Raw genomic sequence first — 24,302 nt, forward strand, 5'->3', positions numbered from 1 at the left:
CCCGCCAAGCTCCTTTAAGATTATCTCCCCTTCTATGCCTATTCCCCCCTGCCCCACAATTCTATTTATACAAGATGACGTCACGCCTAAATATCGCGCAACCTCTGCGCCGCTTAACCCTAATTTTTTTACCGCTATTTGAGCTATCTCTTTCCTCGCGTTCCGAACTATTTCCCGGCGACTGCCTGAAATTAATTCTGTCATCTCAATCTCAAAAATTTTAACCGCCTTTTCAGAAAGTTCCTTTATACCAATTTTTCGGTTTTTAAACCTTAGAGTTTCAAGCTCTTTCTTTTCCGCTTCTTTCAATATTTCTTCCACAAAATCACTGCTTCCCAAAATTCGCAGATCAGATGCCATCGCCAGTTTCTGACGTTTCAGCGCCAATACTTCAAACCACCCGCCCGCGCTTCTTACTAATCCGCCGCCTGTCAGTTCTGATCGTTTCCCTTGATTTTTACCTTCTTCCATAAATCTTCGATAACTTGTTCTTGCTTTATTTCTATATTTCCCGAACAACGATAATACTTCTCCGGTTTTCTGCCATTTCCTTTCAAGCTTGCCGGTTAACGCCGAATGCCCGCTCCAGCCATATTTATTAAGCTCTTCAAGGCTCTTTACCAACCCGGCTCTGTATGGATTTAAATGTATATATCTTACAAGTTCCAGCAAATATGGCTCTTCTTCACACAAAATTGATTTATAGCGGTTCTGAAATAAATATCCATTCCGTTTATGCCGCCTGTTGAAATTTACCGCGTATCCTGTCATCAGTTTTCTCATGGCTTTTGACAGCGGAATATCTTTTGTTTTTACCAAAAGATGAAAATGGTTAGGAATCAATACCCACGCGTATATTTCCAAATTACATTTTTCTACCGTTATCTCAAGCCTTTTTAGAAAGTCCTGATAATCGATTTTATCTTTGAATATTTCTTTCCGCTCTATTCCCCTTGCTATTATGTGATGCAAAGTTCCTGGAGCGTCTAATCTTGGTCCTCTTGACATAATGGTTATATATTATTCTAACTTTTACTACTTGTCAAGCACTTCCTGCACCACCGTCCCCTAAGTTCCTCTAAGTTCCTACAGTTCCTAAGTTCCTACAGTATTTTTAACGACCTTTTTTTTAAGGAACATTTTATTGTTTCCTAAGCAAATTGTAAGCGGGTCAATTCATCAACCCTGATAACATTTTACATATATCTTCGATTTCCTTCTTCAACTTTTCGTTTTGATCGTTTGTAATAAGCTTCTTGCGCTTACATATCTCTAAAATCGGAACACATTCAAACGCTGATCCCCGTGCGATCCTAAAGAAATTAGTCCTATCAGCTTTATGAAATCTACCATTACCTTCAGTAATATTTGCTGATATTGATAACGATGCCCGGTTTAATTGATCCGCTAAATAATAATTACCCCTTTTTGGGAATCTTTCATCAGTTCGCAGATCTTCTCTGCGAAGTCAACAGCTTTCTGATAAACATCTAATTTTTCAAATATAAATGTCATAGTTTGAAAATCGAAAATCGAGATTTGACCGCAATCGAGTTTTTTCTTAATCTATTTTCAACTTTCGATTCTCGATTGCTCTGCCATTTTTGCGAAGCAAAAATGGCGGAGAGAGAGGGATTTGAACCCCCGGCGACCTTACGGCCACAGCGGTTTTCAAGACCGCCCGTTTCAGCCACTCACGCATCTCTCCGAACCTTGGTTTTTCCGCCAGAGGCGGACAGGCAAGACCGCGCCATTTTATCCGCCTTTGGCGGACAACCGCTCGCCCTGCACCATATGGTGCAGGGCTCGGCCATCTCTCCGCAAACCAATTAACAATAAACAATAATCATTTATCTTTATTTTTTATCAATTGTTAACTGTTTATTGAACATTGCTAATTGTTTTAATCCCTCCCATATATTCCCGTAAAACTTCAGGGATTAAAATACTTCCATCCTTCTGCTGATAGTTTTCTAAAATCGCGACGACCGTCCGCCCAACCGCCAGGCCTGAGCCATTAAGCGTGTGGACAAATTTTAATTTTCCGTCTTTCGCACGGAACTTTATGTTCGCGCGGCGCGCCTGAAAATCGGTAAAGTTACTGCAGGATGAAATCTCCCGGTATTTATTCTGGCTCGGCACCAAGACCTCTATGTCATAGGTCTTGGCTGAGCCGAAGCCCATATCGCCGGTGCATAATGTTATCACACGATATGGAAGTTCTAACCGCTTTAAAATATCCTCTGCGTCATTTGTTAATTTTTCCAGCTCATCGAATGAATTATCCGGATGGGAAAACTTAACAAGCTCGACTTTATTGAACTGGTGTAGCCGTATCAATCCTTTTGTGTCCTGCCCGTATGAACCTGCTTCACGCCTGAAACACGGTGTATAAGCCGTATATTTTAAAGGCAGTTTATCTTCAGTTAAAATTTCATCGCGGTAGATGTTTGTCACGGGGACCTCCGCGGTCGGGATCAAAAACAAATCATCCCGTTCACACCAGAAAAGCTCCTGCTCGAATTTAGGCAATTGCCCCGTCCCTGTCATTGACGCGCGGTTCACCATAAACGGCGGCAAAACTTCCGTGTAACCGTGTTCTTTTGTGTGCATGTCAAGCATGAAATTTATAAGCGCGCGTTCCAATTTCGCGCCAAAACCCTTATAAAGCACAAAGCGCGCGCCGCTGAGTTTCGCACCGCGTTCAAAATCTATAATGCCGAGTTTTTCACCCAATTCAACATGGGAAAGGGGCGTAAAATCTAATTTTGGGATTTTACCCCATTGCCTCACTTCTTTATTATCATCACTGCATTTGCCGAACGGCACGCTCTCATCAGGAATATTCGGGATAAAAAGTAAAATCCCTGTTAATTCTTCATCCTTACAAGCTATCTGCCTGTCGAAATCTTTTATTTTCCGGGAAACATCTTTCATCCCTGCCGATTTTTCAGTTACGTCTTTTCCTTCAGCCTTCAGCCTTCCGATCTCTTTTGAAACTTTATTAAGCTCCTGTTTTAAGTTTTCCGCCTCTTTCAGCAGGCTTCTTCGTTCCTTATCCGCTTCAAGAAACCTGTCCAGGCTTGTAGTGTCTCCTCTTTTTGCGAGGGCTTCTTTTACTTTATCTAAATTTTCTCTGATAAATTTCACGTCTAACATTTTTCCCCGTGATCCGTTATCCGTTGTTCGGTTTTAGTTGTTCGTGATCCGTTTTCCGTGGTTCGTTTCATTATATTACGTATCACGAAACACGAGTCACGCATCACGATAATATCTGCTTAAAGCAGATATTATATCATTATTCCGGCAAAATCCAGCTTGAATTCAATTTCAATTTAAGGAAATCGGTCTCCAAATCCATAAGTTTTGGCTCATATAAAACGCTGTATGGTAAATGCCCGATAAAAATAAACGGTCTTTCCTCAAACATTATATTTTCAATTTCCTCATAAAATTTAACCGCCTCATTTTTATCTGCTGATTGTTCAGCCAGGCGGTAAAGATTTAATAATTTTTCGGGGCTGTAAAATGTATAGGGCAAAAGCCGGTTAAAAATATAAGCATAAAAATTCTTTAATTCGTGGTTCTCGAATATAAATGAACATAAAAATAATCCCGGCCTGTTTTCCATAAGGGCCTGCACAAAATTATCTTTTGGCCTTATTTCCACCTGGACGTTAAAACCGACCGCTGCCAGCTCATTCCATATTTCGCCGGCAATCTTTGCAACTTCCACCGGTTTATCCGGCACATAAAGCATTATTAATTCATTTTTGACGCTTGAGTATTCTTCATGGCCTAAAATTGCCTTTGCCTCTTCGGGATTGAAAATAAAATCTTTTTTGGGTAACTCCAATAATTCAGGCGTAATTCCCCTGTTGGAAATCTCAAGTGAAGGAGAAATTGTTTCTTTAATCTTCTGCCTGTCAATCGCGAGACCAACTGCCTCTCTCAAAAATCCATTTTCCAGCACCTTGTTTTGATGATTAATCCCTAAAAAAACTGAGGCGGCATTATTAACTGAAAAAGACCCTGCTGGTTTAAAATCTTCTTCTGAAAAAACACTGAACCTTACATCATCCAGATACGGCCTGCCTTCAAAGTACTCTTCATTTGCTTCTAAAATTATTTCATTTTCATCCCTGCCGGCAAACCTGAACGGCCCGCTTCCGGCCGGCGCGTCAAAAAATTCACTTCCAGGTTCATTAACGCTTTCCATGGGCAAAATTGAACCCGCGCAAAGAGACAAATTCTGAAAGAACGAATTATCAAAATACCTTAAATTAATCTCCAGGGAATTAGCATCCAAAACCTTGATTCCAATTACCTCACCCGCGGCATCCAGGCGGTATTCTTCAACCCCCTGGACAGCGTTAAATATATAACTGTATGGTGAATTTGTATTCGGGTTTATAACTCTTTCAAAACTTCCTTTAACATCATACGCGGTCAATACCCTTGAATTATGGAACTGTATCCCGGGTAAAATATAAAAAATCCATGCTAAACCATCTTTTAAATTATTATAGGATTTAGTCACCTCCGGCAGTGTATTATAAATTTTAGAACATATTTCCTTCTCAAAAGGGCCTACCGCGTTCGCGGGGTCGAGAGTTTGGGGTATTGAGTCAATACCTATTTTTAAAGTCCCGCCGTATCTGGGAAGGGACGCGGCGTTGACGCCGCAATTTAACATTATGATTATCAAAATTATTTTTTTAAACATTGGTTCTCCGCTACCCCTGGTCCCCTCCTTAAGGAGGGGACCAGGGGAGGCTTTTATTTAATTCCGTAAATCTGAATATAATTCTTCTCACCCTTCAGGGTCATCGTCACAAACTCCATCCGTTTGTCATTATCAATATCCCCAAGGTGGAATTTCAAAATACTTCCTTCAATTTTCGGGCTTTTCCATTTGAGAACCGGCCCTATTTCATTCCATTCGAGAATATATATAAAATCAAAAGATTCTTTTGTTACCGGCTCATTTGAAGCCATGATTAATTCCGGCCTGCCGTCATCATCAAAATCAAAAATTTCTAAATAATTTCCAAACATGTCCCCGCTCTGCCATATCTTCTTCTTATCCAAACCAAATACAAAAAGAGCGCCGTTATTATCCAAGAGACACCATTTTTTCTCCTTAAATTTATCGGGAATTATCACCGCCAGAGAATAGAAATCAACCGGCAAATAAATATCTGAAAACCATGATTTCCCCATTGAATCAATGTGCAGGTGTTTTACCTCTTCACCGCTGTAATAGTTTCTTCCGCCCAGGTAAGCCCCGAGAAGCAAAGACACATAAGGTTTTTTCCCAATCCCCGCGACAACCCTGTCTTTCAATTCGGCTATCTTCTGGAATTGCCCTTCATTCCATTCAAAAATTTCTCCGCCATTGCTTTTAAAAGCTGATAAAGTTATTTCTTTTTTACCGTTACGGTTAACATCCGTTAAAAAAATACGGCCTGTTTTTTCCCTTGATTTTATTTGAATATCAGGATTGACCGAATATGGTAAAGACATAACCTCTTCAAAATTCACATCAAGGTGAAAAACCCTTACATACTGGGGTGTTAAAGCGATAAAATCATTTATGCCGTCATTATCAATATCGCTGATCTCAAAATCCGTAATTTCATCCGGAAAATGCACTTCCCTTTTTAATGTTAAAAAATCTTCCGGCAGGTTGAATCTCAGTCTTTCCACTTCTGTCTGTAAAAGGAGGCTGATTTTTTCGTCTTTTTTTATTTCCTTTTCTATAAGAGCTAACATATCTCCCGTCATGCCGTTAAATACCTGGAAATTGAAATACACATTTTCACCCAAATCCATGATCTTGCCTGTAATGACTATTTCCATTGATAAATTATTCGCGATCTCGCGCGCGAGTTCCGCGTTTATAAAACCGTTATATTTGCTGATACCCAGCTTGTTTTTTAATTCACTCAATTCTTTTTCTCCAGGAAACAATAATTTAGTTTCTTTTAATTCAGAAATAAACAGACTGGATATTGTATTTGAAAAAACGTCCGCCTTAGGCGGATTAACAGGTGCCAATCCGAGAAAAACAGCTTTTTGGCCTTTCCTGTCAGAAACAACTTCTTTTACCAAATCATTCGCCAGTTCCTGGAATTTTATCTCATCTGCCGATAATACGGGAGATAATCCGGTAAACAATATAATTAAAAGTATTTTTGTTAAATTATTCATATTTTTAAAACCAATGCCTTGTATAACGCGTAAAAATCATAAACCGGTAAATCCTCGGCCCGCAAATTTTCATTAAATCCCAGTAAGCTGAATACTTTTTCAATTTCCTCTTTTTCTCTGTTTAAATTCAATGCCAAAACCTTGACTGCCTTTTTTCTCCTGAATTGGAAGGATTTCCTGACAAAAGATAAAAAAGTATCTTCGTCATTCATCGAAATCAGCGGTTTTTCCCTTGTCTTTAATTTCACAATCGCCGAATCTACTTTCGGCGGCGGTAAAAATTTATTTTTACCGACAAAACCCGCTGTTTCAACATCTGTATAAAATTGCGTAAATATGCTTAGCGAGCCATAATCTTTTGTCCCCGGCTTCGCGCTTAATCTTTCAGCCACTTCTTTTTGCATCAAAAGCACAATAAGGGGAAAATTTTTCCTGCCCTCCACTAATTTTACAACCAGGGGGCTTGTCAGATAATAAGGGATGTTCCCGGTTATTACCGCCTTTTCAAACCCGTTTTCTTTTATCAATGCCGGTAAGTCCAGTTTTAAAATATCACAGGCTATTATACTTAAATTGTCATATTTCAGGGACAAAAGATATTTTACAAGACGTTCGTCAAGCTCAACCGCTAAAACCTTTTTGGCCCTTTGGACAAGATGTTTTGTTAATTGTCCTTTGCCCGCGCCTATTTCAATAACAAGATCATCTTTTGCAATCTCCGCTGTATCGGCAATCTGCTCAAGTATCTTTTCATCGCGTAAAAAATGCTGGCCCAAACGGCTGCCCATGTCGCTTCCTTTCACATTCACAATTTACAATTAGCTATTAACAATTGACAATTATATTTATTTGTATTTTTATAATTCAAATTGTCAATGCTCAATTGTCAATGGAAACTCTCTTTCGCCATGCTCTATGCTCTTTACTATTTCTGTCGCCAATTTTATAGCCTCTTCCATGCTTCCCGTATCAGCTACGCCTTTCCCCGCGATATCAAACGCGGTCCCGTGGTCAACGGATGTCCGAACAAACGGAAGGCCAAGCGTGATATTTACTGCCTTCCCGAATGATGCCATTTTAAGAGGAATCAAGGCCTGGTCGTGATACATACAGACAACCGCATCATACAAGCCTTTATTTGCCTTGACAAACAGAGTATCCGAAGGCAATGGGCCGTCAACTTTAATATCCTGTTTTTCTATTTTTTTTATCGCAGGGATGATAATTCTTTTTTCTTCATCTCCGAATAATCCGCCTTCTCCCCCATGAGGGTTTAAACTGCAAACCGCGACCTTCGGCCTTTTTATTCCAAACCGATTCTGTAAACTTTTATACGTTACAAATATCGTCCAATAAACGTTTTCAATATTTAAACTTTTTGCGACATATTTTATGGCGAGATGCGTCGTGACAAGCACAACCCTTAAATTCCCTCCCGCAAGCATCATAGCGAAGTGTTTTGTATTTATAAGATGCGCTAAATATTCCGTATGCCCCGGGAACTTCAATCCCGCGAGATGGACCGCTTCTTTATTAATCGGCGCGGTAACAATTGCCTGAATACCTCCTGATTTAACAAGTTCGACGGCTTTGTCAATATATTCTACAGCGGCTTTCCCGGCTGAAGCGCTCACCCGCCCGATTGGTATTTTTCTCGGATCGGCGTTATGTAAATCAAAAATGTTTATGACGCCGGCTTCATCCTTGGTGCCTTCAATACGATTCACAACATTGATCGTAGGGGCACAAAATTTTGTGCCCCTACACAAATTTAAAATTTCTTTTTCGATAAACCGTTTGCCGCCGATTATCAAAGGAATGCATAATTTGCCAATATTGCTTTTTAATAAGGTTTTTACAATAACCTCAGGCCCAATACCCGCCGGGTCGCCCATAGTAATGCCAATTACAGGTTTGTTCACCCCGTTCTTCCTTTCAGTCGTAAACCGTTGTCCGTGACTCGTGGTTCGTGATGCGTAGGGCGATTCATAAAAAACGGATCACGGACAACGAAACACGTATCACGGATCTATTCCGCCAGCTTAATTTCAATACTCGCCTCTTTTTTTAGTTTCTCAATCCATTCAAAATAAACCTTTTCCATTTTGTCCTGGAATAATTTATTTTTTATATTTGACTTGACTGCCAGGATATCCCCCGGAGAAAGGGTCTCTTTGGCGGTCACCCTGATAATATGATAGCCGTAATCTGTTTTAACAATATCGCTTAATTCCCCGGCCTTTAAATTAAAGGCCACATTTTCGAATTCAGATACCATGTCCCCGCGTTTAAAAAATCCCAGGTCCCCGCCGTCTTTGGCGGAAGGGCCTATGGATTTTTCTTTCGCGAGTGTCTCAAAATCCTCCCCTTTCTTCAATCTTTCAAGCAGGGCATCTGCTTCTTCGGAAGTTTTAGTCACAATATGATACGCGTGGATTCTCTCCCCCGGCACAATTACCCTTCTATCCTCAAGCTTGATTATGTGATACCCGAACTGGGTTTTTACGGGGCCCGCAATTTCACCCTTGTTCATCTGAAACGCCTTTTCTTCAAATTCAGGGAGCATATCGCCCCTGCGGAAATACCCGAGATCGCCGCCTTTTTCCGCCGAGGGCCCCTGGGATTTTTCTTTCGCGAGCTCATCAAAATCCCTGCCGCTTTTGATTTCATTTAATACCGCATTTGCCTCTTCTTCTGTTTTAAGCAATATGTGTTTCGCCCTGACTTCTTCCTTTTGTTTTTCAAAATAATCATCAACCTCTTTTTCGCTTACTTCTATCTTTGATTTAACCTCCTGTTCAACATATCTCTGGATTACCAATTCTTCCTCGATCCTGCTTCTGTAGGCCCTTCGCAGTTCAGAAAAATTTGTGTGTCTTTCGGCTAAAGCGTTTTCAAACGCTTTTTCATCAGGGAAATTTTTTTTCATGTTGCTTACCGCTTCTTCAAGATAACGGTTGACTTCAGCCGGCGCGATATCAATGCCCGCCTTCCTGGCGTTTTGCAAAATAAGTTTATTTTCAATAAGAAGATTCAGCATCTTTTTCTGTTCAACCTTGAAGGCATTGTCCTGCTCTTCCGGCGGATAAACCTTTTTGACCTGCTCCCTTATCTGCGCCAGTTCATTTTCCAGGTCGCTCAGGGTAATGATCTCGCCATTTACCTTCGCTGCTATCATCTCGATGATTTTGGCCGAGGCAGGCAGGCTGAAAAACAAAAATATGCCGATTATGATTAAAATGCGTTTCATGATTCCTCCTAATATTAGTGTAAAAGCGTAGATGCGTGAATGCGTAGACGCGAAACAAAAAATTTTAACGCTTAAACGCTTTTACGCATTTACACTTTCACGTATTTTTGCAAATTATATCATAACCTTGACAAAAACCAAAATTTTGAATTTTTAAAAATTTTTAAAAAAGAGAATAATGAAAATGACTGGAACAAGCTGACAAGAAAATTATTTAGAAACAAGACATTCATACTTTTGAATATAATTCCGTGACATAGAATGACATTTTAGACAATCAGAATTCTCATTATTATAATTCGGACATAATAATAAAGTTTCTACCTCAACTAAGATATCTTCAGCGCAATATTGCTTTTCTTTAACACCTTTAGCCCCATTATATGCTTCTACCAGCTTTTTAAGAATTGAATCAGTACCTGAAAAAATTCTGCACATAATTGTCTCCGGAATTCCCCGTCCCTTCAATTACTTTATTACCTGTTTTATTTCATAACTTTTTTTAATTTCTAACTGGGTTTATTTTTTCCCTCTAAAATGTCCAGTCTTTTCTTTAGCGATTTATTTTCTTTTTCCATCTCGGATTCTCCTGCCTTCGCGGATAAATAAGAATCCTGCTGCCACCAGTTTATACCCATCTCCATGGCCTTATCCACAGACGCGATTAAAAGCCTTATCTTGATAGTGAGAAGGTCAATATCGGCAATTTGGATTCTGATATCTCCCGCAATCACTATTCCTTTATCCAGAACACGTTCCAGGATATCGGCAAGATTAGTAGCCTCTGTAGCATGCATCATTTTTTGTTCTGACATAAATTCTCTCCTATATCAATTTTTTTGTTATCATAATTAATTCAGCGACCATCTTTCGCAGGTTGTTGATATTGTGACAAGTCTTACAATCAGAATCTCTCTCATGATATTCCGGGCACATTAAAAGAAGATTTATTTCTTCTAATAAATCTTTTGCATATTCTATTTTTTGGTTTGGCTCGCTTGTCCTATTAATTTTATTGGTTATTTCTTCTATAACCGGCTCCTGTTTTTGGAATATTCCGCAATTTAATATCTCAAGAACTTTATTTCCGCTATACATAATTTTTCCTCACCCCGCCAGAAGTGCTGCCATTACTCACACTTAACTGGAAATTATTCAGATTACCCATTTTCTATTAGGGGTTCACATTAAATTTCCCAATGGTCCCAAATCTAAATTTAATTCTTCATCCTCAATACCAAATATTGCCTGAATCTCTTTTATCTTCATTTTAACCGCCTTAAGACTCAACCCTAATTTCTGAACCTCTCCAGGAGAAAGTGTCTTCCCCTTTACCCTTCTAAATGCCTCTTTTTCCATAAGCCTTCTGATTAGTTCTACAATGCTCAAGATTAATTTGGCCAGCCCCTGTTCTGTCTTTCGGGGGGTATCAAACTCAATAAGTTTGGGAATATTCTCTTCGGCTCTTCTTATCTCCCTTTGTAATCTTTCTATATACTCCATATCTTCAGGGGTAAATTCTTTATCCGGATTACTAAAACTTTTCCCTGACAGCTCTTCTGCTTTTGAAACCGATGTCAAAATAAGCCTTAAACCCAAAAAAACAAGGTCCACATCCGCTACCCTCAAAACCATCTCTCCATTAATAACAGCCCCTGTTTCTAAAACTCTATCTAAGACATCTACCAATGTAACCTTATCATTTTTATTAATCATATTATTATACCTCTAATCAATTTCCCTCTTCCTGACTTTTCTCTTCTATTACTCCTCCTCTTTTTTTAAACCCGAATTCCCCTTAATCCCCTCTTTAAAAAAAAAGGGGAAAATCTATTTTTGACATTACTTATATCTCTAACGATGTAAAATTATATGCCGGCCAGGGCCCGCTATATCTAAGGGAAAATCCTTTCATCTGAATTTTTTGGTTTAAATCTTCGATTCCTTTTTTAAAATCTCCAATTTTCTCCCCGGAAACCAAATAAGCGGCATTTAAAACCATAGTTTCACTTTTACCGGTTAGCTCTCTTTGTAAAATTTTACATTTAACTGAATCCACCGCGTGTTCTTTTAAATCCTTAAAAATGGACTCCGCAATATTATTTAATTCTTTATTCATTTCCTTGGAAACAATATCCTCCAATTCCTCTTCCATAAAATAAGCCGCTCCTTCCGGTAAAGAGCTTATTTGCGCTTCTTTTATTTTTATCAGCGTATTTTTTCTTCTTATCTCATCTCTAAATTTTTCTTTATTTTCTAAATAAATCTTTAAACCCCATTCCTGTTTCCCGCGAATTCTTTCTAATATTTCCATAATCCCGGGATAATTTTTATCTAATGATGTTTTTAGCCCTGTTTCATCCTTGAAAATAATGCCAAATCGCATTGGTATCAGGCTCAAAAACCTGTCGTCCATCTTCATCGCCTCATCTATAATCCGTCCATGGGTAACGGCCTTTCCCTTAATCCAATTCAAATCTTCCCGGGCACTTTTCTGAATCTTATCCGATGCAAATTCTTCCAGCGGAACCTTGCTTACTACAGCCTCCAATTCACGATGTCCAAAAATAAAAACCTCATTTTCCCCGTCAATGCCTTTTGTTGAAAATGCCTTTTTATCATCTGTTTTTTCTCTAATACAATAAAGATATAATCCATCCACAACTATTCTCCTCGTCCATGAAGCTCATAGGATTGAACCTCTAAATTTTCATCTAATTTAACTGCATAGATATTTCTATCCTGCACTTTTGTAGAAAGTCCAAGTGATTTTATAAAAGAACTCTCTTCATATACCTCTGCTTCAATATCCCATCCTAAACCTGCTTTTGCCGCCTTAATAACTTTCACGTCTTTAACATTGAGCGTCTTTTTCAAAAATTCATTTACTGCTTTCCTGACCGCATCTATATTGGCCATATTTATACTCCTTATAAAAATTAAAGCGACATATTCCAGATTAACTCCCCCAACCCCCTCTTTAATTAAAGAGGGGAATCAAGGGGGCGTTATCTTAATCTTCTCTTTCCCTTAGTTTTCTTATATCATCCAACTGTTCTAAAAGCTCCTTTTCCTTTTCTTCATACTCTTTTTCACTTATTTCGTCTAATTCAAAACGCAATTGCAACTCCATAAGTTTTTCTTTAATAAGCCCCTCGTCCGATTGTTCCTTTTCTATAACATTATTAATCTTTTCACCTATCCAGATTATGCCTTTTAGTGGCGCTAATAATATATCATCAATAATAAACACTAATATCCCTCTAATCTAATTGTTAGGTTTACAAAATTAAACGGCGGCAATGTCCCAATATACTTAAATTTTACATCGCTACCATATCTTTCATCCAATTGCTGAACCTTTAAGTCAAATTCTGTCTCTTTAGATTTTTCTACCAAGAAAGCGGCATTGATAAGCATAAGCTCGCCATAAGTATTATTAACTTTCACATCCAGGCTTAACGGCAAAAGTGTATTTAAAATTTCATTTTTTATGCTTGCTTTTTCCTTTTCTAAAGCAATTTCCACCATCTTTCCTATTTCCATGCGTTGGTAGTAAGTTTTTTCAAAAGACATCTCTTGGATTTTTTCTTTTAACACTTTTATATCCTGATATTTTTCCAGAATATAGCTATAAATATCTCCTTTCCCGCCTTTGGCCAAAAAAACCGCCTTTAATCCCAGCTCCCTTTTTCCAATAAACTCATTTAGTAAATCTTTAAATTTATCATATTCTTTTACTAAAATCCTTTTAATCTCTTTTTCATCTTCGGCAATGGTACAAAAACGAACCGGCAAAACCGTATGTTTTGCCATTACCGTCTCAATAGCCTTCTCATGGAGAATCATATTTTCTCTCGACACAGGATACTTCATTATGGGAGAATTGCTCACAACCGCGGATATATCCTTAAAACAAATAGTATATAATTCATCACCCCTGCCGCCAATCCCCAGCGGGCCGAAAGTCTTCGACTCTGCAGTTTGGATTATACAATAAATATATTTACCTTCTTTCAAAGTTACCTCCATTTTCCCACACACCGAATCTTCTATTTCTGTAAATTTGATATGGGGGTTTATTTTTTATCCTCATCCACACTTGCCGCTACCAATGCGCCTTTGGCCACAGACCTTAAAGGCTGGCCTGCCATTCTAATATCACCAACCGGTATGGGTAATTTTAAATGATCTAAAATTTCTTTAAATTTCTGACAAAACCCTTTAGGCAATGAAGTGCCTCCTGATAAAATAATAGTTATTGGTTTTGTGATTTGCGGCATTTTTTTTGCTTTTGTAAATTCCTGTTTTATATTTTCAATAACATATTCAATCAGATGATTATAATAAATAGATAAAGCGCTTTCAATTTTACTAAGGTTTCCCGTCTTGTTTAAATCAAGTGAAGATTCCTTGACGGCTGATACACGGTTGGCTGTTTCATTCACGGCCATTGCAACCTGCTGGTCAATCCAATCCCCTGACTTGGCAACAGAAAATTTAAAAATCGGCACGGACATAAAACTCAAACAGACATTAACCATGCCCCCGCCAAAAGAAAGTCCAATTCCCGTAAAATCTTCCTCGCTTAATTCCGATAGGATAACCGCGTGCGCTTCATTAACCGGTTTGGGAGTATATCCCAGCGCCTTAAGAAATCCTTCAATCGTCTTTATATGGTAAATAACATTGAAATCGGCATCTAACGGTTCACCCGGGACAGAAAAATAGACTATCTCACCCTCGCAAACGGGTTCCCCCACCACACTTTTTATTAATAGTTCCATTATAGGCAGCGCCTCTTTTTCTGTGGGGCTTATCACTCCCCGTGATAAAGGCCTCCTTGTTTCCTTATTAAACATATTGGCAAATTGCAAAGATTCATCGCCGATTACATAAAGTTTGTTATCTTTTACAATATATTTTACATTTGAATTATTAAGTATTTTTTTGGTAAAATCAGTATGATCAACTTCAAAAAAAGCATTTCGCTGCGAACGAAAAACTATCGCATCACCCTCTTTAAGGGCGCATTTTACAAACATTGTTCCAATATCAACCCCTTTGCCTTTATGAAGACGCTGACTAAGTTCCTCTTTTCCCACCGATTTTGTCTTCCTCATTTCTTTTCTCCTTTCGGCATTCTTTTTAGCAATTCAACTGATTTATCGATATTTGATTTTTCCCTCTCGAGCCTGGCCCCAATTTCACTAATATTGCTCTCTAAGCCCAGGCTTTCGTCTTCAATGTGTAAATCAAAATCTGTCTTTATTTTTATTTTCCCTCCCGGATTTATTTCTTCTTCTTTTTTATCTCCGGTATAAACAGGGAACTTAATATCTTCTACTGTCTTTTTCAACTCTTCGCTGATATTTTTAGATAACTCACAGATAATATTTTTTATCGACTCTTTATCAATCTTTGGAATCTCTTCTTCTAATAATGTCTTTATTCCTTCTTTTGTTAAAAAATAACGCTTGTCAGAATATATCAGATAACCTTTTCTGATTAAATACCGGCATAAAAAATCTATATAAGCCGGGGAAAAATCTATCTCTCTTCTTATCTGCTCCTTTGTTGCCGTCTTTAATCGGGCAACACAGTTTACAATATCAACTTCCGTTCCTGATAACATTTTAAATGAGGCCATAACTTAGTGAACGTAAGTGAAACTAAGTTATTTGGCCGAATTTAACCCCGCACTTATTTTTGCAACTAAGTTTTAAGTTATACAATGGGATATTTGCGAGATTAATCTTATAGTTTGAGATAAAGTTTTTTTTAAAAATAAGTGCGGGGTAAGTTCGATCAACAGACTTATGTTCGTTTCACTCCATAAGTCTGGATCTCACTTATTTCTCCCACTCCTCAGGATAAATAACAATATTTACAAAATTAAATACAGGCAGAGGCCCTGTATACATGAACTTTATCCTGCTTTTATATTCCTCACTTAAATCATGCATTATATTATCAAATTCCTTCTCCCTGCCTTTATCCACCAAAAACGCGGAATTCATAAACATCTCATCACCTATGGTCCTGCTAACTTTATAATCGCAGGCCGTTTTTCTCAGAATATCTATTATTGAGTCTGCCTCTTCGCCTTTTTTATTTTGCAGAGCCGTCTCAACCATCTGTCCAATCGCTATTCTGACTTGAACCCCCACACCAAATTGACTATCGGATTGAGTAGAACTTTTAGGCGCAAAATTCAAATTCTCAGCAGAAGGTTTACTTATAGAAATAGAAGATTTGGTGTGGGGGTGAATCTCTTTCTTTAGTTTTTTAATCGCCTCATTTTCGCCCGTAATCTCCTTAAAAATATTATCCATATTTTTCCATATTCCTTTAACACTTAACTCTATCTTATGTTCCACATTAATCAGCGCATTTTTAAATTCTCTATATCTCTTGTCTAAAAGGTTTCTTATTTCATCGCAAGTTACTGCAACAGTGCCAAACCTGACAGGAAGCACACTATCGAATTCTTTCATTACCTCTTCTATTACCTTCTCATGAGCTAAAACATTTTCCCGGTTTACCGTAAACTTAATCACAGGATGACTGCTTACAACCATGCTTAAATCCTCATAACCGATGGTTAAAACCTCATCCCCTCTGCCTCCTATGCCTATAGGGCCGAAATTTCTTTCTTGCGAGGTTCTAATGATACAATAAATATATTTACCTTCTTTTGCCATCTTCTTCCTTAAATCAAGTATATGCGTGGAAGCGTAAAGGCGTTGATGCGGCAGAAAAAACTCTTTCACGCATCCACGCTTCTACGCATTCACACCTTCACTCTTACTAACAGGGCATTTTTATTAAATTCCTCTTCAATAAAAGAGCAGGCACCGTATTGACCTGCCTGGCAATATTCCTTTAAAATCTCATGCGCGTTTGTTATATCTTCAAATTGAGTTTCAATGCCGGGAATATCCGGGTTATTATCAGGATGGAAAGTAACAACTAGTGCCTGATATGCCTTTTTTATCTCATCCCTGGTAACAGAACTGTCAATAAGTCTGAGCTTTTTTCTTGCCCAATCTATCTTTTCAAAAAGCAATTTTTTAATTTCAAGTGTATAAAAACTATAAGGAGGCAACGGCCCTATACATTTAAAATTTAATTTATTGTCAAATGCAGTATTTAACAATTCTATTTCTTTCTCAAAATTTTCTAAATTTTTTTTATTTATTAAAAAAGCGGAGTTTAAAACCATCTTATCATCCATAACGTCGTGAGCCTTTATACCAGCGCTAATCTTGTCTAAAAAATAATGTATCCTTGAAGAATATTTTTCCCTTCTTTCCTCCAATATCTTGCTAAGCATTTTCCCTATTATTATCCGATCGTCTGTGGCTATTTCTGTAGAGTGAGCCAGAAGCCTGTCCTTAAATTCCCTGATTTCACTTTCTTCGCCTATCTCTTTTATGAATGAAGAAAAATCATGCCATGTAACTGCGACATCAATCTCTATCTTATCGTTTATTTTATCCAAAATCTCTTTTATGAGGTTATATCCTTTATCTAAAACACGTTTAACCTCAATCTCATCCTCAATAAATGTTCCTAATTGGACAGGGATGACCGCGATCCCGGAATTCATAATTCTTTCAATAACCGCCTGATGCTTAAGTAGCATCCTGACACCAATGTCATCAGGCACAGATGTATAATCAAATATCTCACAATCTTTAACCATTGCCGAAATATCATGATGAGGAATTGTATAAACGCCGTTACTTGAGCCTTCACTTCCGGGAAAATCTTTTGGGACAGAGAGATGTAATGTTGTATTGGAATTTATTATTCCATAAATATATTTTCCTGTTTTAGCCATAAAACTCTGCCTGAATTATTTCTGTTTTTCCGGTTTAGGTTCTTCTGCTTTAGGCTTTTCCTGTTGGGGTTTGGATTCTTCTCCTTTCTTTTTGCCCCTGAATAAATTCTTAATCTTTTCAATAATCTTTACCATTTTAATCCTCCTTGTTTAATGAGCAGATAATTTACGAAGCCTACTTGGCAAGTAAATTATAGCTAAGCGTCACTAATTTAATCGCCTCTTCAAAATGTCTCTTTGCTATTTTTAATTCTGAGCTATATTCTTTGTTTGGGCGAGGCAACCTCGCCCTTACTTCCTTGCTATCTGCTCCATGCTCTATGCCCTTTGCTCTTTGCTCTTCAATGTATTCCCTTATCGCCAGCATCGATGCCCTCCGGCAGATAAACTCAATATCAGCACCTGTCTTATCTTTTGTCTGCTTTACCATTGCCCTTAAATCCATATCATCCGCCAGAGGTTTATTTCTGGTGTGTATTTTAAATATCATTTCCCTGTCTTTTTCGGAAGGCAGTGGTAAATTAAGCAAAAGGTCAAACCGCCCGCTCCTTAAAATCGCGGGATCAATAATATCTAACCTATTGGTAGCACCTAAAACTATCACACCTTTAAGTTCCTCGATTCCATCCATCTCGGTCAAAAACTGGCTGATAATACGCTCTAAAACATTGCTGTCCGCAGATGAAGAACCCCGTTTAGGCAGAATGGCATCTATCTCATCAAAAAATAAAATACAGGGACTGGCCTGTTTCGCGGTTTTAAATACCTCACGGATTGCCCGTTCACTCTCTCCTATATATCTGGATACCAGAGAAGGCCCTTTTATAGAGATAAAATTAACCCCGCTTTCAGTTGCCGCGGCTTTGACTAAAAGGGTCTTTCCTGTGCCAGGAGGCCCATAAAGTAAAATCCCTTTCGGAGGATTCGTCCCTGTTTTATTAAAAACATCTGAATATTTAAGCGGCCATTCTATTGCCTGTTTCAGTTCTTCTTTTATATCCTCTAATCCACCGACATCCTCCCATCTAATATCAGGCACTTCTATAAAAAACTCTCGTATTGCTGAGGGCTCGACATCTTTCATCGCCTCTAAAAAGTCATCCATTGTCACTTCCAGGTTCATTAAACTATCATAAGGAATGGATGCCTTTCCAAAATCAATTTGCGGAAAAATTTTACGAAGGGCTGACATAGCCGACTCCCTTGCCAATGCCTCTAAATCAGCTCCTACAAATCCATGGGTGATATCAGCTAATCTCTCGAGATTCACCCCCTCCGACAATGGCATCCCGCGTGTATAAATCTCCAGAATTTTCAATCTTGCATTTTTATCAGGTATGGGAATAGAAATCTCTCTATCAAATCTGCCGGGTCTTCGCAGCGCGGGGTCAAGTGTATTTGGAATATTTGTTGCACCTATGACTATAATATGGCCTCGTTTTTCTAAACCATCCAATAAAGACAAAAGCTGGGCTACCACACGTCTCTCAACCTGCTTTTCAGAACCCATATCTTCTCTTTTGGATGCTATCGCGTCTATCTCATCAATAAAAATAATCGCGGGCGCATGCTTTTGAGCATCCTCAAACACACCTCTCAAACGGCCCTCGCTTTCACCGTAAAACTTTCCCATTATCTCAGGCCCTGAAATATGGGTAAAATAAGCATCTGTTTCGTTAGCTACCGCGCGGGCAATCAATGTTTTTCCCGTCCCGGGCGGACCATAAAGTAAAACACCCTTCGGTGCGTCAATCCCTAACTTTTCAAAAACCTCAGGGTATCTCAAAGGCAATTCTATCATCTCTCTGATCCTTTGAATCTGAAGGCTCAATCCGCCTATATCTTCATAGGAAATTTTGGCCTTCGAATGTCCATTTGTTTCCCTTGACTCCATCTTTATAAGTGTAGTGGGGCCCACCAGAACTACATTTGAAGGAATAGTTTCTATCACCCTGAACTCACAATACTTTGATCCGAATAACGCGGCCCTGATCCTATCCCCTGTAATTAAAGGAAGCCCTTCTATAAGAGACCCGAGATACTGCGTATCCTCTCCCTTAACAGAATCTTTCCTTAAAAAACCTGATCCATTCAGGCTGGAAAGCACTATTTTACTTGCCAAATTACAATCAACCTTTTGAATCTTTACCTTCTCATCAAGCCCTACTTGAGCATTTTCCCGCAATATCCCATCGATCTGGATTATCTTTTTATCCCGTTCCTCAACATAACACGGCGTTACCCTGGCAGGTGTTCTTCTCCTGCCTTGAAGTTCCACAATATCACCCACCTCTAATCCAATTGCCTTCATATCGCAAGGATCTATCCGGACAATTGCCCTGCCCACATCCTTGGATAAGGCCTCTTTTGTTTTTAAAGTTAAACTTTTTTTCATAATTACTTAAAACAACCACTTCTTAAAATTATTCAAACTGTCTATTCCTTTAACCTCCTGCGCCTGCAGAGGTATATTAGTTATCTGTAAATTTCCAAACTTCTTTTTTATCTGATTTATATATTTTTCCTGCACTTTTCTTCTTTCTCTGCAAAACTCACAATCATTCCATTCTAAAATATTATTAATAACCATCTGTTTTACTGCTATCCCATATTTAGTCAAACTCTCTATTAATCTTTCTGTTTCCAAAACAGCCATTTCCTCAGGGATTGTTACTACGATAAACTCACACCTTTGATTATCACGAAGCAGCTCTTCGATTTTTTTAACTGTCTTTTTCATCTGCAAGATAAAATCATCACCTTCATCAGGATTATATTCACCGGCAAATGTTTCAACCGTATACCTGTATTTCCATCTCATCTTTGCCATAACCTTGATCCACTCATCCAAAAGCCCGGGTAATGTTAAAAGCCTTAAGGCATGGCCCGTAGGCGCTGTATCCACAATATATTTATCAAATTTAGCATCGTTAATGAGATCAATGATGGTTTTAAACCCCATGACCTCATCTATACCCGGAATGGATAAAGAAAAAATAGAACCAATATCTTCTTCATCTAAATAAGTAGATGTCCCTAAAATTTTCTTTATCTGGGATTCGTATTCTTCCTTAAATCCAGAAAGCGCCTTTTCTGCGCTTATTTCAATGGCACTTAGATTTGTAATACCCCTTACCTGCCGCACATTATCACCTATTTCCTGGCCCAGGCTGTCACCAAGTGAATGCGCCGGATCTGTCGAGATTAGAAGTGTCTTCAACCCCTCAGATAAATATAAGCCCGTGCCTACACTGCAGGTTGTCTTCCCAACCCCGCCTTTTCCGCCAAACAAGATTAACTTTAATGGGGTCTCTGTTAAACCGGTTAATCCGTTCACCCAACCCTTCCTTTCAGTTGCTTTTTATACAATTTAACTTTTTTTATATTTTACCTCTAACATACCGTTTTTATAGGAAAAACTCATTGTATCAGGCCTTATCTTTGTTGACAGTAAAATTTCTTTATGATATTTTCTATCCCCTGTTTTTGCAGAAATTTCGAGAATATCCCCCTTTAAATCTATCTTTATATCTTCCTCATTCACACCCGGCATCTCCGCGTAAATTTTAAGCTCTTCTTTTTCGTCAAAAATATCGGTTATCGGCTCTCTTTCCTCGGAAACGTTGGGGCCTTTAGGTGTCTTTTTGATATTGCCAAATGGCTCAACTACAGTTTTTCCTGTAGCTGTCTTTACGGAAAAACCAAATACGCCCTTCATACCCTTTTTAAGATGGCTTAAATCGATTTCGCCTTCTTTTTTTATTTCGCCGCCTGCCTCTTCTAATTTACCGGCCAGATCGAGTAATTTCTCAAGCCCTTTAAATAATCCGCCAATACCAAAATCAAAACCATGAACTTCGTTCTTTCCGCCTGTGGCGGATTTCTTTTCTTTTGCCATATTTACCCCCTGTTGAAGGACATAAATCTTTTGAGATCCTTCGTCGTTTTACTCCTCAGGATGAGTGGTCGAAACTCCCGACCCCTCAATAATTTATCGCCATTGTTTTCAATGGTTTTGTCGGTATATTCCTATAGGTTTTAATTTTTCCTTCTTCCTGTATTTCTTTTTCCAGTGTTTCAATCCGCTGATAAAGGCCGTTTAACATCCTGCTTGCTGTATTTCTTCTTTTATCTAACGCGAAAATCTCTTTTTCCAATCTATCCTTTTCTCTTTTAAACATATATAATTCCAAATAACTTGATCTTTGAATTTTAGGAATAGCCCTTAAACCCGCGGAGTGAATACTCTTTATATCTCTAACACTGGATATTTCTAACATTCCTTTCATTTTTGTTCACCTCCCAGTTCTCTTTCAACTATCTCTTTAACAACATCCCGGACCCTGCTTTGATTTGTTTTTGATCCAACCCGGCTTGTTTCGGATGCCAGAATATCCTGGCACATCTGCTTAAAAACCCCATTAGCCTTTCCGGGAGTAATATTTTGAACCTTCAGGGTCCTGGCAATCATGATACAACCGCGAATAGTCGGCGCAAATTCACATTTCCCGGAATCCCTCAAACCACGGACAATATTAACTATTATTTCCGTGTCTTTCTTTTCCAGAAGAGATTTTGATCTTGTAATGGCTACTTCTGTTTCATAATCAAAATGATCCAGGTCCATGGTAATCATCCTGTCGCGAAGGGCATCCTGACTCCTGTGCACGCCCGCGTATTCCTCAGGATTAGATGTAAATATCGCGGTAAAATTCGGATCAACTCTTAAATACGGTCCATCACCGCTCCTTCCCACCGGCAAATCCATCATCTTTTCCTGCAAAATAGAAAGAAGTATATTATTTGCCTCCGGCCGGGAACGTGTAAATTCATCATATACTAATGTAAATCCATACTTGCAGGCAATGGTCAATCGGTTATCCACCCAGTGTTTTACCATATCTTCTTCTGTTTTCAAAACCCTTGATATAAATCTGTCCACAACCTTTTTCATCCTGTATCCATATTCGCCGCCGACAAGATCGGATGTCTTAAATTCTTCATCCCCGTGTATCATTACCACCGGCCTTTGAATCTTACTTGCTATATGCATTGCAAGTGTTGTCTTGCCTGTCCCGGATGCGCCTCTGAAATGAACCGGAAACCCCGCCTTGATATAGGAAAGCGCCCTGTTACTGATATTTTTTATATACTTTGTTTCCACAAAGTCGTGCATAGGCCTTGGATCCAATACTGTAGTCATTTCATCAACCATTGTTATCTACCTCCCCTATTTTTTCTTTTTCTTTGCAGCTTTCTTTTCAATTTTATCCTCAGCAGGTTTCTTCTCAATAATTTTTTCAACAGTCGTTACCTTTTCTCCTGCTTCAATCTTTGGTTTTATACCTGTTTTTCCAGATTTAGCCAGAGCAGAAGGCATCCCCTGCCATGCCGCTTTGGCTTCTTTCATATCTGACCTATAATCACTAATAAGTTCATCCGCTTCATCTAAAAGCCCGCTGACATGAGCCTTAATATCAGCTACTTCTTTAGCAAGCTTTTCTCTCAGTTCGGAGGCGGTCTTTTTACGATTCTTCCTAAAATCATTCAACATTAGGCCTACGCCAGTTTTTAATTTTTCAACATCATCTTCCAATCTCCCCATAAAAATACCCAAATTCTTAGCTTGCTCTTCACTCATTTCTTCATGTTTTTTGTTAAACTTTTTAAGCATATCACCCACATTTTTTGTTAAATCAGCCGTAAAACCAGCTAATTTTTTTGCCTGCTCGGAAGCATTTATCTTACGTTCCCTGCTGAAATTCTGCAAGGTTGTCCGTGCCTCTTTTAAAATATTTTTTGTATCCATTATTACACTATTGATTTCTTTTCTCCGGTCGTTATGCGAATCAACGATATTTTCCACAATATTTTTCATTCCTTCAGCTATTCCCATTTTTTCTCCTTTTTTAACTCCCCCAACCCCCTCTTTAATTAAAGAGGGGGATCAAGGGAGAGTTTTTTTGTTTATTTTTGTGCCCGCTTTTTTTTATATTCTAATAGTTTCCCGCGAATATCTTCTTTTCTATTTTTATGATGCAGCATCCGTTCTTTATGCCGGGTATCGAATTGCCGAAGCATTAATTTGAGGTCATTTAACCGAAGCTCTTTCCCTTTAGCTAAAAGACCTCTGAGGTTCTTTGTCACCACTTCTTGTTCTTTTCGAAATTCCCTCAGTTTAAAGGTAACCTCATTTTTTCTTTCTTCCTGTTTGATAAGAATTTCTCTTATCATATCCTGAAATTCCTGTATTCTCCGGACCTCACCTCTCGCGAGAGATTCTTTAAATTTCGTTAAATTTTCCCTCAGGCCTTTTGCCATTTCTCTTTGTTCATCAAAATATGTCCTTGATAAATCCCTTATCTCTTTTTCTATGTTTACCTGAAAAGAAAAAGCGCCGAACATTATCTGGTCAAAATCTTTTTTTCTTAAAGACGAATTTCTGGCGAGAATATCTCTCAATTCATTATTAATTTTTTCGACTTCTTGTTTTGTACCAAGAAAGGAATCCTGGAAAATCTCTCCAATATTTTCAATCTTATCTTCATAAGAAGAGAGGACATTATTAATAACGGTGTCTTTTATTTCTTCTGTTAAAAGCATAATTTTCCATTAAATCTTCATAAATTGTGACTGCCATTGTTTACAATTCCGAGTTTAAAAGGAATTCCTTGGCGAACTATGCCTTACTTTTGACAGAGGGTGACATTTGGCAAGGGATAATCCGGCAAGAAGCCCTTCATTCACCGCCCAATTGCTTAGGCTGCTGTTGCTGTTAACCCGATAGCCTCAGCATATTTCAGATAAGTTTCAACTGACGCTACCACTACTCTGGCCTCGACCGCGAGTATTTCAATACCCACTAAGCCTTACACAAGCGTAATTTTTTGAAATAAAAGCGAAAAAGGACTTGAAATGCCCAATTCTATTGGTTAAAATGATTTTGTCAAAAGACATAACAACCAAAAAAAAGGGCATTTCAAGTGAATAAAA

Annotated in this window: 27 protein-coding genes, 1 tRNA gene and 1 pseudogene; all 29 read right to left on the bottom strand. The window is 38.4% G+C overall.

The genetic code is table 11. From position 1 onward, the window contains the following. Window positions 1–1,008, bottom strand: a 1,008-nt coding sequence (locus AB1498_03310; protein MEW6087307.1) for a transposase, incomplete at its 3' end; no start/stop codon positions are given. Between the two features lie 163 nt (window positions 1,009–1,171). After that, window positions 1,172–1,453: a four helix bundle protein gene (locus tag AB1498_03315; GenBank protein MEW6087308.1), complete on the bottom strand. Its 282-nt coding sequence runs from the start codon at window positions 1,451–1,453 to the stop codon at window positions 1,172–1,174. Window positions 1,454–1,618: 165 nt separating this feature from the next. Further along, a tRNA-Ser gene (locus tag AB1498_03320) sits at window positions 1,619–1,708 on the bottom strand. Window positions 1,709–1,881: 173 nt separating this feature from the next. Further along, window positions 1,882–3,159 (bottom strand): serine--tRNA ligase, encoded by a 1,278-nt coding sequence (gene serS / locus AB1498_03325; protein MEW6087309.1) that lies wholly within the window; start codon window positions 3,157–3,159, stop codon window positions 1,882–1,884. A 139-nt stretch (window positions 3,160–3,298) separates the two neighbouring features. Further along, window positions 3,299–4,726: an ABC transporter substrate-binding protein gene (locus tag AB1498_03330; GenBank protein ID MEW6087310.1), complete on the bottom strand. Its 1,428-nt coding sequence runs from the start codon at window positions 4,724–4,726 to the stop codon at window positions 3,299–3,301. A 53-nt stretch (window positions 4,727–4,779) separates the two neighbouring features. After that, window positions 4,780–6,213: a VCBS repeat-containing protein gene (locus tag AB1498_03335; GenBank protein ID MEW6087311.1), complete on the bottom strand. Its 1,434-nt coding sequence runs from the start codon at window positions 6,211–6,213 to the stop codon at window positions 4,780–4,782. Further along, entirely contained in the window at window positions 6,210–7,001 is a 792-nt protein-coding gene (rsmA, locus tag AB1498_03340) for a 16S rRNA (adenine(1518)-N(6)/adenine(1519)-N(6))-dimethyltransferase RsmA (GenBank protein ID MEW6087312.1), read from the bottom strand. The genes AB1498_03335 and rsmA overlap by 4 nt, the downstream gene beginning before the upstream one ends. Window positions 7,002–7,085: 84 nt before the next feature. Next, complete coding sequence (gene pdxA, locus AB1498_03345; GenBank protein MEW6087313.1) at window positions 7,086–8,135, bottom strand: 4-hydroxythreonine-4-phosphate dehydrogenase PdxA; 1,050 nt, start codon at window positions 8,133–8,135, stop codon at window positions 7,086–7,088. Window positions 8,136–8,242: 107 nt separating this feature from the next. Next, on the bottom strand, window positions 8,243–9,463 hold the full coding sequence (locus tag AB1498_03350) for a peptidylprolyl isomerase (GenBank protein MEW6087314.1): 1,221 nt from the start codon (window positions 9,461–9,463) through the stop codon (window positions 8,243–8,245). A 210-nt stretch (window positions 9,464–9,673) separates the two neighbouring features. After that, window positions 9,674–9,901 (bottom strand): hypothetical protein, encoded by a 228-nt coding sequence (locus AB1498_03355; protein ID MEW6087315.1) that lies wholly within the window; start codon window positions 9,899–9,901, stop codon window positions 9,674–9,676. A gap of 71 nt (window positions 9,902–9,972) precedes the next feature. Beyond that, window positions 9,973–10,278, bottom strand: a complete 306-nt coding sequence (locus tag AB1498_03360) for a gas vesicle protein (GenBank protein ID MEW6087316.1) — start codon at window positions 10,276–10,278, stop codon at window positions 9,973–9,975. A gap of 10 nt (window positions 10,279–10,288) precedes the next feature. Continuing rightward, window positions 10,289–10,561: a hypothetical protein gene (locus tag AB1498_03365; GenBank protein ID MEW6087317.1), complete on the bottom strand. Its 273-nt coding sequence runs from the start codon at window positions 10,559–10,561 to the stop codon at window positions 10,289–10,291. Window positions 10,562–10,645: 84 nt separating this feature from the next. Then, window positions 10,646–11,179 carry a gas vesicle protein GvpJ gene (gvpJ, locus tag AB1498_03370; protein MEW6087318.1) on the bottom strand — a complete coding sequence of 178 codons (534 nt, stop codon included), beginning with the start codon at window positions 11,177–11,179 and terminating at the stop codon, window positions 10,646–10,648. A gap of 130 nt (window positions 11,180–11,309) precedes the next feature. After that, complete coding sequence (locus AB1498_03375; protein ID MEW6087319.1) at window positions 11,310–12,125, bottom strand: GvpL/GvpF family gas vesicle protein; 816 nt, start codon at window positions 12,123–12,125, stop codon at window positions 11,310–11,312. A 2-nt stretch (window positions 12,126–12,127) separates the two neighbouring features. Further along, entirely contained in the window at window positions 12,128–12,382 is a 255-nt protein-coding gene (locus tag AB1498_03380) for a hypothetical protein (GenBank protein ID MEW6087320.1), read from the bottom strand. Window positions 12,383–12,476: 94 nt separating this feature from the next. Continuing rightward, entirely contained in the window at window positions 12,477–12,716 is a 240-nt protein-coding gene (locus AB1498_03385) for a gas vesicle protein GvpG (protein ID MEW6087321.1), read from the bottom strand. After that, window positions 12,716–13,483: a GvpL/GvpF family gas vesicle protein gene (locus AB1498_03390; protein MEW6087322.1), complete on the bottom strand. Its 768-nt coding sequence runs from the start codon at window positions 13,481–13,483 to the stop codon at window positions 12,716–12,718. The genes AB1498_03385 and AB1498_03390 overlap by 1 nt, the downstream gene beginning before the upstream one ends. Before the next feature lie 59 nt (window positions 13,484–13,542). Then, window positions 13,543–14,586 carry a hypothetical protein gene (locus AB1498_03395; protein ID MEW6087323.1) on the bottom strand — a complete coding sequence of 348 codons (1,044 nt, stop codon included), beginning with the start codon at window positions 14,584–14,586 and terminating at the stop codon, window positions 13,543–13,545. Further along, window positions 14,583–15,098 carry a hypothetical protein gene (locus AB1498_03400; protein MEW6087324.1) on the bottom strand — a complete coding sequence of 172 codons (516 nt, stop codon included), beginning with the start codon at window positions 15,096–15,098 and terminating at the stop codon, window positions 14,583–14,585. The genes AB1498_03395 and AB1498_03400 overlap by 4 nt, the downstream gene beginning before the upstream one ends. Window positions 15,099–15,315: 217 nt before the next feature. Next, window positions 15,316–16,236: a GvpL/GvpF family gas vesicle protein gene (locus AB1498_03405; GenBank protein MEW6087325.1), complete on the bottom strand. Its 921-nt coding sequence runs from the start codon at window positions 16,234–16,236 to the stop codon at window positions 15,316–15,318. 20 nt (window positions 16,237–16,256) lie between these two features. After that, the gene (locus AB1498_03410) at window positions 16,257–17,309 is read right to left on the bottom strand and encodes a GvpL/GvpF family gas vesicle protein (GenBank protein ID MEW6087326.1); all 1,053 of its coding nucleotides are present in this window, start codon (window positions 17,307–17,309) and stop codon (window positions 16,257–16,259) included. 175 nt (window positions 17,310–17,484) lie between these two features. Continuing rightward, window positions 17,485–19,704, bottom strand: a complete 2,220-nt coding sequence (locus AB1498_03415) for a CDC48 family AAA ATPase (protein MEW6087327.1) — start codon at window positions 19,702–19,704, stop codon at window positions 17,485–17,487. A gap of 6 nt (window positions 19,705–19,710) precedes the next feature. Then, entirely contained in the window at window positions 19,711–20,646 is a 936-nt protein-coding gene (locus AB1498_03420; protein ID MEW6087328.1) for an ArsA family ATPase, read from the bottom strand. A gap of 33 nt (window positions 20,647–20,679) precedes the next feature. After that, complete coding sequence (locus tag AB1498_03425; GenBank protein MEW6087329.1) at window positions 20,680–21,207, bottom strand: Hsp20/alpha crystallin family protein; 528 nt, start codon at window positions 21,205–21,207, stop codon at window positions 20,680–20,682. A gap of 85 nt (window positions 21,208–21,292) precedes the next feature. Further along, window positions 21,293–21,598: a hypothetical protein gene (locus AB1498_03430; GenBank protein MEW6087330.1), complete on the bottom strand. Its 306-nt coding sequence runs from the start codon at window positions 21,596–21,598 to the stop codon at window positions 21,293–21,295. Beyond that, window positions 21,595–22,524, bottom strand: coding sequence for a gas vesicle protein GvpN (gvpN, locus tag AB1498_03435; GenBank protein MEW6087331.1), 930 nt, complete (start codon window positions 22,522–22,524; stop codon window positions 21,595–21,597). Before gvpN ends, AB1498_03430 begins: the two co-directional genes overlap by 4 nt. Window positions 22,525–22,539: 15 nt before the next feature. After that, complete coding sequence (locus tag AB1498_03440; protein ID MEW6087332.1) at window positions 22,540–23,205, bottom strand: hypothetical protein; 666 nt, start codon at window positions 23,203–23,205, stop codon at window positions 22,540–22,542. 71 nt (window positions 23,206–23,276) lie between these two features. Further along, entirely contained in the window at window positions 23,277–23,912 is a 636-nt protein-coding gene (locus AB1498_03445) for a hypothetical protein (GenBank protein MEW6087333.1), read from the bottom strand. A 155-nt stretch (window positions 23,913–24,067) separates the two neighbouring features. Next, window positions 24,068–24,175: pseudogene (locus tag AB1498_03450) on the bottom strand (gas vesicle synthesis protein GvpA). Window positions 24,176–24,302: the final 127 nt, after the last annotated feature.

Source organism: bacterium, from assembly GCA_040754625.1.
Lineage (GTDB): Bacteria > JACRDZ01 > JAQUKH01 > JAQUKH01 > JAQUKH01 > JAQUKH01.

Excerpts from the sequence above, each read along its gene's own strand:
- AB1498_03430 (MEW6087330.1), bottom strand. The coding sequence starts at position 21,598 with ATGAAAGGAATGTTAGAAATATCCAGTGTTAGAGATATAAAGAGTATT.
- AB1498_03350 (MEW6087314.1), bottom strand. The coding sequence starts at position 9,463 with ATGAAACGCATTTTAATCATAATCGGCATATTTTTGTTTTTCAGCCTG.
- gvpN (MEW6087331.1), bottom strand. The coding sequence starts at position 22,524 with ATGGTTGATGAAATGACTACAGTATTGGATCCAAGGCCTATGCACGAC.
- serS (MEW6087309.1), bottom strand. The coding sequence starts at position 3,159 with ATGTTAGACGTGAAATTTATCAGAGAAAATTTAGATAAAGTAAAAGAA.
- AB1498_03410 (MEW6087326.1), bottom strand. The coding sequence starts at position 17,309 with ATGGCTAAAACAGGAAAATATATTTATGGAATAATAAATTCCAATACA.
- AB1498_03335 (MEW6087311.1), bottom strand. The coding sequence starts at position 6,213 with ATGAATAATTTAACAAAAATACTTTTAATTATATTGTTTACCGGATTA.
- AB1498_03380 (MEW6087320.1), bottom strand. The coding sequence starts at position 12,382 with ATGGCCAATATAGATGCGGTCAGGAAAGCAGTAAATGAATTTTTGAAA.
- AB1498_03360 (MEW6087316.1), bottom strand. The coding sequence starts at position 10,278 with ATGTCAGAACAAAAAATGATGCATGCTACAGAGGCTACTAATCTTGCC.
- AB1498_03395 (MEW6087323.1), bottom strand. The coding sequence starts at position 14,586 with ATGAGGAAGACAAAATCGGTGGGAAAAGAGGAACTTAGTCAGCGTCTT.
- AB1498_03400 (MEW6087324.1), bottom strand. The coding sequence starts at position 15,098 with ATGTTATCAGGAACGGAAGTTGATATTGTAAACTGTGTTGCCCGATTA.
- gvpJ (MEW6087318.1), bottom strand. The coding sequence starts at position 11,179 with ATGATTAATAAAAATGATAAGGTTACATTGGTAGATGTCTTAGATAGA.
- AB1498_03355 (MEW6087315.1), bottom strand. The coding sequence starts at position 9,901 with ATGTGCAGAATTTTTTCAGGTACTGATTCAATTCTTAAAAAGCTGGTA.
- AB1498_03445 (MEW6087333.1), bottom strand. The coding sequence starts at position 23,912 with ATGCTTTTAACAGAAGAAATAAAAGACACCGTTATTAATAATGTCCTC.
- AB1498_03415 (MEW6087327.1), bottom strand. The coding sequence starts at position 19,704 with ATGAAAAAAAGTTTAACTTTAAAAACAAAAGAGGCCTTATCCAAGGAT.
- AB1498_03440 (MEW6087332.1), bottom strand. The coding sequence starts at position 23,205 with ATGGGAATAGCTGAAGGAATGAAAAATATTGTGGAAAATATCGTTGAT.
- AB1498_03365 (MEW6087317.1), bottom strand. The coding sequence starts at position 10,561 with ATGTATAGCGGAAATAAAGTTCTTGAGATATTAAATTGCGGAATATTC.
- rsmA (MEW6087312.1), bottom strand. The coding sequence starts at position 7,001 with ATGGGCAGCCGTTTGGGCCAGCATTTTTTACGCGATGAAAAGATACTT.
- AB1498_03425 (MEW6087329.1), bottom strand. The coding sequence starts at position 21,207 with ATGGCAAAAGAAAAGAAATCCGCCACAGGCGGAAAGAACGAAGTTCAT.
- AB1498_03330 (MEW6087310.1), bottom strand. The coding sequence starts at position 4,726 with ATGTTTAAAAAAATAATTTTGATAATCATAATGTTAAATTGCGGCGTC.